We start from the raw sequence: 13,370 nt of genomic DNA, 5'->3' as shown, positions 1-13,370 counted from the left end.
TCCACATGGCAGCCTAAAGTCAAAAACGCCTATCAGTCGCCTCGCCCTGATCGAGGACAACCTGTTGAAGCTCCACAACTAGGTCGTCCAGCATCACAGTGAACCGCGTACGTAGTATTTTGTCGTAGGCGGCATTCTGGATAGCCGGATACGGGCTCTTCACCCGCTGCACCACCGATTGCGGGATGATGTCGCGAGAAACATTCACGGATTTCGTGAAAAAAGTGTACCCGCCGAAGAGCCCTACTCGCGGGGGCGGTGCAGCACCACCTCGGTGTCACTGCTCGTGTTCATGCGATGGACTAGGCCGGCCAGCTGTTGACGCAGCTCGCGGTAGTTGTAAGTCTCACCCGTGTAGACGAGCACCAAGTCAGGTCGGCCATCCCCCTGGAGCATCCTCGGCTGGCGGCCGCCCTGGATATCGATGATTGCCAGGCGGTGGTGTCCCAGCGCCGCAGGCCCGCCGATCCAAGTCCCCTCGTCGTCCGGACCGTGGTTCGCTATGGTGGCCGTCATATCGGCAAGCTCCCTTCGCGCATCGGGACCTCCGAGGTCTCGATTGAAGTCGATCCATTCACAGATGCCGCACAGGTTATGTCGCCGCATTTGGGCGAAGCAGATATAAGGCCAGTGGGAAACCATCGAGGCAAAGTGACGGATCTAGCCCAGCTACGATCCGCATCCGACATTGTCGGACATCGGACAGCACCGCGATTCGCTGCATAGGAAGCCTGGAGTCGCGATTTCCCCTGGGGGAATCAGCGCATGAAAGGAGAGCTGGGTCGTGTCTGCCGAAATGAGAAATTGCTCCCCCTTATTGCATCACCGAGGAATGTTACCCAGCGCGATAGACGGACATGCCCTATCTCCCCCCGTTGCAGCTGAGGGAGATAGGGGCCAGCTCTTCATTCAACCCTCATGGAGGATGATCAGCCCAGCCATTTCCATGCGCCGGCCTTCACAAGCCGTGCACCATTCAGGTTCTTTTCCTTGAAGCGCGACGATCCTTGTCAGACGTCGCAACACTTGCTGCCGAGAGCACGAGCTCTTCCTCGAGCATGCCTTGATCTGCGCCTCGAACGGCTCGCACATGCTGGGTTTCAACGACTTCGCAGAGGTTGATATTCTGCAGTGACTTCGTCTCGCTGCTGCACGGCATTGACGCTGGGAGCCATGCTCGCGTGGCGCAATTGTGCTGAAGCCGGTGCCCACGGCAACGTTTCTTAACCCGCCCCAGATCCTGGCGTTTGGCTATTTCCGACATTCGTGTCCGGCTTCGGACAAAGGCCGGGTTTGCCGAACGGAGTCGCACCCAATTTCCAGTGCTGCTTGAGCAATAATATCGACCGGCATTACTGCACAACACGAAAGTTGCTGCAAAAACCGAAGTGAACCCAAGGCATCGGGTCAATTGGCATGGCGCTTGCGACTCGGTCGATAGAACGCAGTCAAAATCACGGTTGCAGACCATGCCTACCTCTCAAAGCTCGATAAAGCACGCGAGCAAAATTCCCCGTCTCCGCGGAAGCTCGTCGCCGTTAAACGTGCCTGCTCGGGGGCGGTCTTGCACAAGACCGGTCCGAGGCAACCACGCCAAGGCGCGAGGCTGCCGGAACTGTCGACCGAAGTCGATGCCGCTTCAGTTTAACCGAAAAATGCACCGTACCACTTTGGCCTGGAAGCAAATCAATGACCTATAGAAAGAACGTTCCTCTCGTGACCTTTCGCACGCGTGTTCGCGATGAGTCGATCGGGGGGCCAAATCCTTATCAGTGGGAGAACAAGACCTCCGACGATTATTTCGGGGGCAAGCGCATCATCCTGTTCTCGCTGCCTGGCGCCTTCACCCCGACCTGCTCGACCTTCCAACTGCCCGATTTCGAAAAACTCTATGATCAATTTCTGGAACTGCGAATTGACGCGATCTACTGCGTCTCGGTCAACGATGCTTTCGTCATGAATGCGTGGGGAAAGTCCTTGGGGCTGCAGAAGATCGAGCTGATCCCAGACGGGTCGGGCGAGTTCACGCGCAAAATGGGCATGCTGGTCGCGAAGGACAATCTGGGCTTTGGCATGCGCTCCTGGCGATACGCCGCTCTGATCGACGATGGCGTGGTGGAGCAGTGGTTCGAGGAGGAAGGCTTCTGTGACAACTGCGAGACGGACCCCTATGGCGTTTCATCCCCGCAAAACGTTCTCGACAAATTGAAGGCGGCGGCATGACCCAGAAGTGGAAAGTCTCACACAACCCAAGCACACACTAGAGCCTCCTCGGCAGATCACGGTTCAACATGCATCTCTCAGCAAGCCTGCTTCAACGCCAGAAGCAACGTATGGTCTTATCGCCTCAAGCCATTGAAGCTATTCGCTTGCTGCGATTGACGCATACTGAACTCCATCAGCTCGTGCAGCAGGCACTCGAGAAGAACCCCGTTTTGAAGCCTGACCCGTTTGACGACGATTCGCCGCTGCCAGGGGTGGATCAGCGGAGCAGTCAAAGCAGAAGCGAAATCGGCGAATCGCCCATTGGCGGGCCGTCTGGCGGGCGCGGGCAATGGAAGTCGCAACGCAGTAGCGGCAACGATCGACCTGCCGTCGAGGAGTTTACCGCCCACACCGAAACATTGCACGACCATGTCGCCCGCCAGGTCGCCCTCAACCCGTTCACCCCCCAGGAGCGGCTGATTGCCGGACAGCTCGCCGCTCATCTGGAGGACACTGGCTATCTTCAGGTAAACCTTTTCGATCTGGCCAGGACGTTAAACGTTCGGCAAGCTGATGTGGAACGGGTCATCGGAATCTTGCAGCAATTTGATCCGCCGGGCATTTTTGCGCGAACTCTCAGCGAATGCCTGGAGATTCAGCTGCGCCAGCAAGACCGGTTCGACCCGGCTATGGCAGCTTTGGTCGCCAATCTCGAGATGCTTGCACGGGGGGATTTTCAGGGATTGAAGCAGCGTTGCGGAGTCGACGAGGAGGATCTCCTCGACATGAGGAACGAAATCCGCGCGCTCGATCCCAAGCCTGGAGACCGGTTCCAGTCCGGGACGCCGGAAACCATCGTACCGGACGTCTGGGTAATGCCCAAGTCCGAAGGTGGATGGCGGGTGGAGCTTGATCCGGCCACGCTGCCCAAAGTGTTGATCAACCACACCTATGTCGCCGAAATCTCGCAGCTGACCAAGCAAAATCCGGAAGGCAAAGCGTTTCTCGACAATTGCCAGGAAAAAGGGAACTGGCTGATCAGCAGTCTCAAGCAGCGCGCTAAGACGATCCTTAAGGTTGCGACCGAAATCGTGCGCCAGCAGGATGCCTTTTTTACACACGGCGCCGCCCATCTGCGGCCTCTCTGTCTCAAAAATGTCGCTGACGAGATCGGCATGCACGAGTCGACGGTAAGCCGGGTGACTTCGAACAGGTACATGTTGACTCCGCGCGGGGTGTTCGAGCTGAAGTATTTTTTCGCTGCGCCAATCGCATCCTGCGAGGGCGGCGATGCGCACTCCGCCAAAGCTGTCTGCCATCGGATCAAGGCAATCATAGCCGAAGAATCGCTCGACAAGGTACATTCCGACGAAGACATCGTTGCTCAACTCAAGGAGACCGGCATCGATGTCGCTCGCCGTACCGTCACCAAATATCGCGAGGCGATGAACATCCCTTCCTCCATACGACGGCGCCGCGATAAGCGTTTGTCCGCAGCTGCGATCAAGCGAAGTGACTAACCGACATTCGTGGTCGGCGAGAGGCGACTCTCAACTTCCTCCGGGCCGAAGCAGCTTTCGAAGTCATGGCATTCCCCGCAACTGGGTGCTGTGCATGACGAAAAGCCTTCGGCCTCACACAGCTTGCGGTAAAAGTACTTTTTCCATTTCATGTTTTCTGTGTTGCCTGCCGCCAGCGCGGGAAAATGTCTGGCAAGCAGGCGGCTGAGCTCAGCGCGATTTGAGAGGCCAAGATCCCGCCAAAGATGGTCCATGCGCATCGCACGCCGGGCGATGATCTTGGCCAAGCGGGCGCTCGCCGGGTCGGCCGGCGCAGCATGCGCTAGCAGCAGCCGGCGTAGCAGTTCCTCTTCCAGTTCCGGCTCGGGCTCGCTCAACTCCTCCAAAGCGAATACGCTGCTGGAGGTAGACGGGAAAGTTGCGGCCAAGACATCACGCAATTCGACAGACGAAAGGCCTGTCCCCTCCGTCGCCAACACCTCGCCCGCCTGGACCTCCTCAAGCGAACGTGAATGTACGCAGGGCAGCACATGCTGATCGAAGCTCCTCCCTAGCTCGGACCCACGCCATTGCGCGCTGGATAGGCAGCCATCATCGTAACGGCCGGCTTCAGCTTCCGGCATGACAAAGCGCCTTGTTGACCGCAGGGATGATCTTGTCGCCCCAGAGCTCGATCTGGCGCAGCATCGTCTTTTGGTCGAAGTCGCCCAATTGAGTCTGAACTGCGATCTGGTCCGGTTTCAAGATATCGATCTCTTCCAGCAGGCGATCAATCACGCGATTTACGCTGCCAATCGGCAAATTTTTGCGCATGGTCTCGAAGGACAGATCCTGCTGGGTCGGTGTCTCCTGCAGCAGGTAGCCATCGTGGCTCTGTTGGCGACGCTGATGCAGGGCTTCAGAAAGCCGGCGCTGGAAGCGGGCATTGTCGAGATAGCTGTTGATCTCCAACTCGTCGTGGCTGGCATAGCAGCAGCGCAGCAGCGATATCTTGACGTCGGTGACGTTCTTTTCCTCGGATGCCGCCGCCCTCTCGACTGATTCACGCAGTGTGGTCAAAGTCTCTAAGCCGTCGTGGAAGGCTGTGACAAAAAAATTGTGCCCCTCGCGGTAGGCCCGAGCCATCCGTGCGGCTCCGCCAGCGATCCAGATAGGCGGCGTCGGCTGCTGGACTGTGCGGACCGAAATCGCTGTTGGGGGGATCTTCTCATACTGGCCGTCGTGTTCGAAGACGTTTTGGTTGAGGCCCTTGAGAATGATGTCCAGGTATTCCGAAAAGACGGCCGGCGCCTCATCGATGTCCACGCCGAACCGTTCGAACTCGAACTGCTGGTATCCCAAGCCTACGCCGAGCTCGAGACGGCCGTTCGCAACGATGTCGGCGAAGCCGATCTCGGACAGCAGGCGCTGCGGTTGGTAAAGCGGCAGCACGCAGACGGCAGTGCCCAGGCGAATCGTGCTTGTCAAGCCGCCGCAGTGCGCCACCATCATCAGCGGGGATGGTATGAGGCTGTAATTGTTGAAGTGGTGCTCAGCAAACCACGCGGTGTTGAACCCAGCCTGCTCCGAAGCGACGGCCTGTTCGATGGAGTTGCGGATGACGCTTTCTGAGGATTGGTGATAGCCACGCTGGGCGGCCAGAATGAAAGTGGCAAATTCCATGATTTCTCCTCGTTATAGACACGTCAGCCGACCGGGAATGTGCTCGGCATGCGCATGCTTGGATCTCAAGCACCTCAGGTGCGTCGTGGAGCCGAGGCTTCATAATGCTCGGCCGGTCGCCCTGCGAAGGCCTGGCAATTAACCTGCGGCCTCCGCAAAACATTCGTCATAGAGCTCGCTGGCGTTTCCCGCATCACCGAACGAGGTCCAGCCGCCGTCCACGTAGAGGATCGAGCCGTTGATGTATGAGGCGTCAGACGAAGCAAGGAAGAACGATGCATCTGCGACGTCTTCTGGCCGTCCCATCCTGCCCATGGGGATGCGTCGTCCGATTGCTGTCAGGTCGATGCGGCCGGCTTTGGCCAACTGAGCAAGTGCGGGCGTGCGGATGTGGCCAGGAGCGACGGTGGCTGTCCGAATTCCGACCGGCCCGAGTTCGGCCGCCATGCAACGGGTCAGCATATCCATCCCCGCCTTGGAGGCGCCGTAGGCATGGCGCGGCGCGAACGGCAGAAAGCTGTCGATCGACCCGAGATTGAGGATCACGCCGCCCGGGCGCATAGCCTTGATCGCTTCGCGCGCGCAGGTGAAGGCGCCGGTAAGGTTGACATCCAGGACGTGTTCGAGCTGTTTCGACAGTTGCTCGATCGCAGGCACAATCCTGTCGGCGGTATCAGCACTATTGACCAGAACATCGATATACCCGAAGCGTCCCCTCAGTTCTTCGAACATCGACACCACATCGCTCTCGACGGCCACGTCCAGCGATTTCGCCAGATGCTTGCCGGGGAGCGATGTAGCCAGCTCTGCCGCTGCAGTGCCATCTTTATCAGCAATCACGACGGTGTCGCCGTTCGCGGCAAAGCGGCGAGCGACGGCCGCGCCAATGCTTTTTGCGCCACCGGTGACGAGCACGATTCGCGCATCTGTGCATTCGGCCGGACAGGAGAGCTCGGCTTGGAGCGCACCATCCACCGGCGGGTGAGCATCCCCCGGCTGGTTGAATGACATCCAGCCTCCGTCGACTGCCAGCACCGAGCCGGTGATGTAGCGCGCCTGCGTGCTGCTCAGAAAACGCACGACCCTGGCGATCTCGTCGGGGCGAGCCAAGCGCCCCATCGGCACGCGGCGGCGTATCGCCGCGAGGTCCATTTTGCCAGCGCGTGCCAGTTCTGTGACCATTGGGGTGCGGACGGAGCCCGGCGCCACCGCCGTGACGCGGATTCCTCGCATAGCCCACTCGCATGCAAGGGACTTTGTCAACGAGATCACGCCAGCTTTCGAGGCTGCGTAGGCGTTGCGCCTGGGATTGCCGACCACGCCCGCCATCGAAGCCACATTGACGATCGCACCGCCCGGCTTCATGCGCCGCGCCGCTTCCCGGGCCATAACGAATGGCCCAATAAGGTTCACTGTCACGCCGCGTCGGAAGGTATCGACAGCGGTGTCGATGATCCTATCCATCGTGGGTCCAACCGCCGCATTGTTGATGAGGACATCGATTTGCGCGAACCGTGCTTCGACCTGGCCGAAAAGTGAGAGCATGTCCTTCTCTCGCGACACATCGCACTCCAGACCGACGTGCGGCGACCCGAGATCCCGAGCCAGTTCAACCACACCACTGCCCGGAAGGTCCACCGCAACTACAGTGTCTCCGTCCGCGGCAAGGATATCGACCAGGGCACGGCCGATCCCGCCCGCAGCGCCTGTGATGATTACGGTGCGTGCTGCCAGTTTCACGAGAGCTTCTCCACGATGACCGCTTGTGATCTCAGCCCATCAACCTTGGGCGGAATGAAGGGCCGAGCCAAATCGTTGCAGTGACCGCCAGTCGCGGCCCCACACAGATGTCGTTCCCGTAGGGCGCTCATCCTCCATTCCTACCCACTTATGCAGCTCCCAGTTGGGGACCCTCGACGCCATCTTGGTCGGTGGGGATGTGACCCTTGAGCAACTGGTAGATGGGATCGTCTGGATGTGGTGCTCCAATCGGCTGTCGCCGGCCGAACCTATCTGCCTCAAGAATCGCTGGCGGGATTTGCTCCTCAACCCAATCGTAGACGACTGTCCGTTCCGCAATTCGCCACTCGTCCTGCCTCTTCTGAAACAGATCGCAGTAACGGCCGCAAAGCAGCGTCTGACGTATTTCTTGGTCTGTATCCGGTCCGCGTTGCAGCGCGGTGAAATAGCTCTCGACCGCGGCCTCTGCTGAACTGATGAAGTCGATCAGGCTGTTCGTGATTTGATGGATGTTACGGTGCCCCGGCAGACCGAGAGCAAATTGGATGAAGTCCTCTGCCGGTCCGCAATAGGGACCGTGCCTGTCATACGCTTCGGGCCAGTATGCGCTACGCAGCGCCGCCTCATCGGCGCGGTCTATCCCGCGGCAGTACCGATACAGGCAGTTGCGGATCGCCTCTCGGTCACGCAGTTCGGTAATTTTCGCGTGGTCGACAGGGTCTGTCGCGAATTGTATGATTGTTTTGTCCTTCCCGATGCCAGTCTGCACTTTGCGTGTGTCTCTCTCTACAACTGAGTTAGCGGGGGGCTCGTCAACTTCCAGAGCTTGTTCGGGGCAGGCTCGTACCCCTTTTGAGGCAAGCAGTTGCTCCCCATCGGCAACATCAATATCACCGGGCAAGATGTAGCCGGCGTCATCAAGCTTGAAGACTCTCGGCGCCCGCGCCCAGCAGCGCGCATGACCCTGGCATCTGGCTTTATGTACGACGACACGCATAGCGAACTCCAATGTCGTTGGCTGAAACTTCAGGACCATTCCAGGATCAGATTCTCGATCCCGAACACATGGCCGCCGAAGGTGATAGGTTCAGTCCCTGTCTTGATCCGAAAGGCTGGGATGCGCGCCAGCCACTCCTCCAGGCCAATGACAATCTCCCGCCGGGCAAGGTGTGAGCCAAGACAACGATGGGGACCATAGCCAAAGGCAGCGTGCCGGTTGTCCTCGCGCGCCAGATCGATCTCATTCGGGCATTCGAATTCCGCCGGGTCACGATTGGCAATCATCGTGGCACAGGAAACATAATCTCCCTTGCGGATCGGCGCGCCTTTGAAGTCGACATCCTTCGTTGCCACTCGGATCATCTGAATGGTCGAATAGGCGCGCAGCAATTCTTCCGCAGCGACGGCAATCCGGTCAGGTTCGCTTCGTAGCAATTCCTGATCTTTGGGGTTGCGCGCGAGATGGGCCAAGTCGAAGCATATGGCTGCTGAGACCGTGTCGAGTCCCGCGACGAACACAAGCACGCCGATGCCACGGACTTCTTCGTCACTGAGCAGACGACCCTCGACCTTTGCCTTCACGATGAAGGTCATGAAATCATCGACCGGCTCCTTGCGGCGCTCGGTGGCAAGTTCGTCGATGAAGGCCACGATCGTCCGGGCTGCGGGTGGTCGTTGCTCCTTATCGCCGTGGAGCAGATCTCTAGCCCAGCCGACAAATGTTTCTAGTCCGTTGTCCGAAAGCCCAATAAAGCGAAGGAAGATATTGACCGCGAACGGAACTGCAAAATCCTTCATGATGTCGCAGCTCGTGCCTGATGCGGCGATCCTGTCGATCAGCTTGATCGCTCGTTCCCGGACAGCCGGCTCCAATGCCATTACCCGCTTTGGCGAAAGCAGCGGATTGAGCAGTGAGCGAAAAACACCGTGGAATGGCGGATCGAGCTCAAGCGGGATCATCGGCCAGCTCTCGCCGAGCACAGAGGCGAAGATGCTGCGATGGCTGGAAAACGTTTCGGTGTCCTGCAGCACCCGGCGCTGGTCGCTCGCGCGAGTGATGACCCAGGTACCCCGACCGTCGCGCGTGTTGCTGGTTGAATAAAAGATCGGAGGCCCGGCATGAACGCAAGCAACCGCTGCATGCGGATCCCCGTTAGCCGTCGGCAACATGCCGGGCGACGTAAACAGGTTGAAGTCCCTCACCATTTCGGGCGGGACATGATCTGGAACCGGCCGCGATTTAACCGCGCCAGAATCGAGAGACCGTTCATGAGATGCTGTCGGCATTTGCATGCAATCGTCGGTGCAAGCTCCGTGCCGAATTCGTCTTTCGATAATCCTTGCCGTTTGCTGGGCAACAGGTGGCGCCTGCGCTGACTTGCTGGTCGGGATTGCAACATTCTTGTCCAGCGTCGGACACAGAATGTAGAATGCTAGACAGCGACTTGGAGCAACTCAACTGGTGGGATCGCTAGCCGATCATGTGCCCGGGGAGCATCCAGTTCGAAAGCTTGCGCTAAGCGGCTTGGTGACTTGGCCGAGGTCACCAGGTGGAAACGACCAACACTTGGGGTGAGCCTAGTGGCGCTCCCCTCGATGATGTCTGGCGGGGTGGTTAGCCGCCTCCGTAGGACAAGATCAGTCTACACGAATGGACTATAGCCTCTCCTCGCATGCCTCATTGGCCGTCCTTCAGAGCCGGCCACACGAGCTTTTGTCTTTCAGCAGGGCGTTTTTCTCGCCAGCTACAGAGCCACACCGACGCCATTAATGAGCGTCCAGTCGACGGGTTGGATGGCCCTGTCCATCTTGCCCAGCACCTTGGCTTAGCATTTGCCGGTGCGGCGGAAGCCTTCAAGACGCAGTTCTTGACCTTCTCCAGATCAGCCTCGGATGGATATCGGCAAGGGTTCAGCTCGTCCTTTTGAACTTGCGCATCTTCGTGTTGGCCAACCCCAGGCCGCCCGACATATTTGCGGTCTATCCGGCACCTCAACTTCGAACAACCTTGCGGCAAGCTCTTGGGATAGCCCACGCTCGTGCCTCCACCACCCGCTCAGCAGAGCCAGATTTGTCGTTGATGGCACGGAACTTGCGGAGTCATTCGCAGATGCGTCACGGACCGAGAGTGTCGTCCCATGAATTCGATCACCAAAAAGGCCGCCCGACGTTGCTGGGACCGCCTGCAATTACCTTATCCCAGAATTGGGAGCAACGGCTTCAAAAGGGATAACTCATCACCTCAATTTTGTCGATCGCGCGGCCATCGAACCGCAGCCATCGATCAGACTTCCGCCTCGTTGCACTCATTGCGACCGCCTTGGTGCTTGCGACAACCGCTCAATTCTGGCTGCCAGGATAACCACATATGGCGACGGAACTTCCTGCTTCAAAGCAATATAGAGATCGTCGATCATCCCCCCATCAAGGCCTCGATCGAGGACACCGCGTTCGGCTTGCTTGGTTCGCAGTGAACAGACCGCACTTCGACGAATGCGATCGATGCGACCGCGCCGAGAACTCTCCCGCATTGTCGACGGTTGGGTCCGTCGGCCCTCCGATGAGGCCTCGGATGCGTCGGGCTCCGAGGCCTCGACTGATGCCGACTGGCCGCCGCCGGAAGGTCTCGCGGCTTTGATCCCCGGCGATGTAGCCACCCCTGCTGCAACAGCTCCTAGCCGGAGAACTCATTCATGACCGAATCGGCGACAGATTTAGTGGACGCGGCTTTGTTCGACCGAGATCGGCTTGACCCAGAAAGTCCCTATCAACGTTCTGGCCCTGCATGGGGTGCCATCATTTCGCTTTCCTTCGGCACCTTCGGGCTTGTGACGGCAGAGTTTCTGCCCGCCAGCGTTCTGACACCGCTCGCGCATGATCTCCGTATCACCACGGGCACGGCTGGACAGGCGCTAACAGCGGCCGCAATCGTCGCGGCGATCTCGGCACCGATAATCGCCATCGTGACAAAGCGTCTGGACCGCAGGGTCGTCATCTGGGCGATGACGCTCCTGCTGATCCTGTCGAACGTTCTGGCGGAGGTTGCGGGGTCGCTGCCGGTTTTGCTGGCGGCACGCGTCGTCCTTGGCATATCGCTTGGTGGTTTTTGGTCAATTTCGGCAGCGTTGGCGATGCGGCTGGTTCCAAGTCACCTCATGCCGCGCGCCATGTCGGTCATCCTCACCGGCGTTTCTGTCGCCTCCGTCTGCGCGGCTCCAATCGGCGCTTATGTCGGTGACATTTGGGGATGGCGAGCCTCGTTCAAGGTCGCCGCAATCGTGAGTGCCGTTGCGCTGCTCGTGCAACTCGTAACCATTCCGCCACTGCCTCCGATCGAAGTGCGCAGATTCCGCAGTCCGCTGGATGTCGCGAAGAATCCGGCGATGAAGGTTGCGGTGCTAGTCGTGCTATTGGTCGCTTCCGGCCATTTTGCCAGCTTCGCCTACATCCGCGCCTTTCTCGAGAGCGTTCCTGCGCTCGACAAGAAGTCAATCCCGCTCGTGTTCCTTGCTTTTGGCACGGCCGGCGTCTTCGGCAATTTAGCCGGCGCATTCCTCACCAAACACAGTCTCAAGGCGGTCGCGGCCCTGCCGCCCCTGCTCATTGCCGTAGCCGCTGTCTCGCTCCTGACCATGAGAGCATCGGCCTTGACCTCGGCAATTGCAGTTGCCGTATGGGGCTTTGCTTTTGGCGCGGTCCCGGTCGGATTGCAGACATGGATGGTGCTACGCGCCGCTCCGAAACAGGCCGAGAGCGCTGGTGTACTGATGGTCATAACCTTCCAAGTGGCCATCGCAGCCGGCACAACTTGCGGTGGCCTATTGGTGGATCACACGGGTATTGCCAGTGTCTTTGTCTACAGCGCGGTTGCCACGTTCCTCGCTGTCTTGACAGTATTTTTGCTCGGCCCGAACCGCAAAACCTGACCGCCTGGTGGGGAGTGACGGTCGGCGGCGTTCACGCTATTGTCACCTCTGAGCTCGGCCCAAAGGCCGCGGCTTCGTCGTAACCATGCGGTCGATGGGGCAGCGCCAAATTGCTTCCTGCTCATCGCGTTGCGATAATACAGCGCGCTTATTGCGTCATCGTGTCCCCGGTCTCGGCTTCAATGCCCGGCTACTGGCTGCGGAGGCAGATGGGCGCCGGCGTCCCACCGACGACGATCGGTCTTTTCTCATGTAGCTGTCGGGGAAACGAGGCAGGTTTTCCGCCAGAACCCGCCAGTCGTCGCGCTCGCGTTCGCCTTCCTTGCGCGCACCGAACAACTGGATGATGATCTTGCCGTCGGACCCATATGCTTCGAGCGAGGTGACGTGACTGTCATTGGTCGGCTTGCGCACGGCCCAAACCTCACGGATTTGGTGGGTCCTGAGATGCAGCCGGAACGTTTCGTCCAGCACATGGATGCACGGCCCGATCTGCTTGACCGACTTGATTAAGCCGGAATGGGTCTGGATAGAACCTCGGTTGCCGACGAAGCACATGATCGGCAATTCGTCTTCGGCCGCACGCTGGAGCACGGCGCCAACTGCGGCATTGTCGAGCAGCCAAGCGTAATCCTGGCCGACCATGCGCAAAGCCTGGCAGCGGCTGAGCTTGAGCGTCTTTAGAAGGTTGACGTCAGTCAGCCGGCTCCAGTACTCGCGTAGGTCGTCCACCGTGCCGGCCCAGTCCGCAGTCCTCGCGCCCAGGTCGGCTACTCTCGCCTTAAGCGACATGGTCGGCTCCTGGTTGGCGGATACGAGCTCGGCCACCAGCTTTCGATAGGCATGAAGGTTGGAGACCGGCCTGAGATGCACCTTATGCACTGCTGCGCCGGCGGCGTCGAAGAATTGCAAACTGCGCTGGATTCCGCCGCGATGGCGCCTTTCAACAGCGAAACCATACCTCCAAGCCTGCGGGAAGACGCGAAGGTCGAATTCGTCACCAAGGACCATGGCGTGATTGTTGCCGGTTATCACTCTGTTGAAGACGCCAATCTTTTCGTGCACGGCACCTTGATTGCGGGTCAGCGCCGTCACTTCGCCCACGAATTCGAGGCCCGTCAGAAGGTGATTGACGCGCGGGTCGATGCGTGCCGCGCCGAAACCGCAATGGGCCGCGACCAGTTCCGCTTCCGAAATGGCCAATTGGGCGGCGAAATCACGCGCGGGAATGTTCGGACAGACTTCCCACGCACGCCGGATTTCGTTGGGCGACCGCTTCTTGCGCTGATCCATGTTTTTACCCCTGCCCCGTTCTTCT

Annotated in this window: 10 protein-coding genes and 1 pseudogene; 3 read left to right on the top strand and 8 right to left on the bottom strand. The window is 59.1% G+C overall.

What is annotated here, in order from left to right:
- Positions 1–243 precede the first annotated feature (243 nt).
- Positions 244–516: a hypothetical protein gene (locus P9254_RS28375; protein ID WP_199489650.1), complete on the bottom strand. Its 273-nt coding sequence runs from the start codon at positions 514–516 to the stop codon at positions 244–246.
- Between the two features lie 1,173 nt (positions 517–1,689).
- Between P9254_RS28375 and P9254_RS28370 the strand changes: the two genes are divergently transcribed.
- Positions 1,690–2,223, top strand: a complete 534-nt coding sequence (locus P9254_RS28370; RefSeq protein ID WP_063169380.1) for a peroxiredoxin — start codon at positions 1,690–1,692, stop codon at positions 2,221–2,223.
- A gap of 68 nt (positions 2,224–2,291) precedes the next feature.
- Positions 2,292–3,725 carry an RNA polymerase factor sigma-54 gene (gene rpoN / locus P9254_RS28365; RefSeq protein WP_063169381.1) on the top strand — a complete coding sequence of 478 codons (1,434 nt, stop codon included), beginning with the start codon at positions 2,292–2,294 and terminating at the stop codon, positions 3,723–3,725.
- On the opposite strand, the gene P9254_RS28360 is transcribed toward rpoN, so the two are convergent.
- The 6 genes and pseudogenes from P9254_RS28360 to P9254_RS28335 all read right to left on the bottom strand — a co-directional run bounded on the left by P9254_RS28360 (position 3,722) and on the right by P9254_RS28335 (position 9,332).
- Complete coding sequence (locus P9254_RS28360) at positions 3,722–4,348, bottom strand: nitrogen fixation protein NifQ (RefSeq protein WP_063169382.1); 627 nt, start codon at positions 4,346–4,348, stop codon at positions 3,722–3,724. The genes rpoN and P9254_RS28360 overlap by 4 nt on opposite strands.
- On the bottom strand, positions 4,335–5,387 hold the full coding sequence (locus P9254_RS28355) for an LLM class flavin-dependent oxidoreductase (RefSeq protein WP_063169383.1): 1,053 nt from the start codon (positions 5,385–5,387) through the stop codon (positions 4,335–4,337). The genes P9254_RS28360 and P9254_RS28355 overlap by 14 nt, the downstream gene beginning before the upstream one ends.
- Before the next feature lie 138 nt (positions 5,388–5,525).
- Positions 5,526–7,127 carry an SDR family oxidoreductase gene (locus P9254_RS28350; protein ID WP_063169384.1) on the bottom strand — a complete coding sequence of 534 codons (1,602 nt, stop codon included), beginning with the start codon at positions 7,125–7,127 and terminating at the stop codon, positions 5,526–5,528.
- A gap of 148 nt (positions 7,128–7,275) precedes the next feature.
- On the bottom strand, positions 7,276–7,863 hold the full coding sequence (locus P9254_RS28345; protein WP_050580531.1) for a nuclear transport factor 2 family protein: 588 nt from the start codon (positions 7,861–7,863) through the stop codon (positions 7,276–7,278).
- Between the two features lie 138 nt (positions 7,864–8,001).
- Positions 8,002–8,124, bottom strand: a pseudogene (locus P9254_RS28340) (ferredoxin); the annotation flags it as partial.
- A 29-nt stretch (positions 8,125–8,153) separates the two neighbouring features.
- On the bottom strand, positions 8,154–9,332 hold the full coding sequence (locus tag P9254_RS28335; protein ID WP_063169385.1) for a cytochrome P450: 1,179 nt from the start codon (positions 9,330–9,332) through the stop codon (positions 8,154–8,156).
- 1,487 nt (positions 9,333–10,819) lie between these two features.
- Between P9254_RS28335 and P9254_RS28330 the strand changes: the two genes are divergently transcribed.
- A complete protein-coding gene (locus tag P9254_RS28330) occupies positions 10,820–12,052 on the top strand; it encodes an MFS transporter (protein WP_063169386.1) in 1,233 nt (410 codons plus the stop codon).
- 156 nt (positions 12,053–12,208) lie between these two features.
- Here the strand turns inward: P9254_RS28330 and P9254_RS28325 are convergent, their stop codons facing one another.
- Positions 12,209–13,345 carry a hemin-degrading factor gene (locus P9254_RS28325; RefSeq protein ID WP_082826587.1) on the bottom strand — a complete coding sequence of 379 codons (1,137 nt, stop codon included), beginning with the start codon at positions 13,343–13,345 and terminating at the stop codon, positions 12,209–12,211.
- Positions 13,346–13,370 lie beyond the last annotated feature (25 nt).

The sequence above is a fragment of the Mesorhizobium sp. WSM4983 genome, assembly GCF_029625765.1.
GTDB lineage: Bacteria > Pseudomonadota > Alphaproteobacteria > Rhizobiales > Rhizobiaceae > Mesorhizobium.
This window is presented reverse-complemented; position numbering and strand designations above follow the sequence as displayed.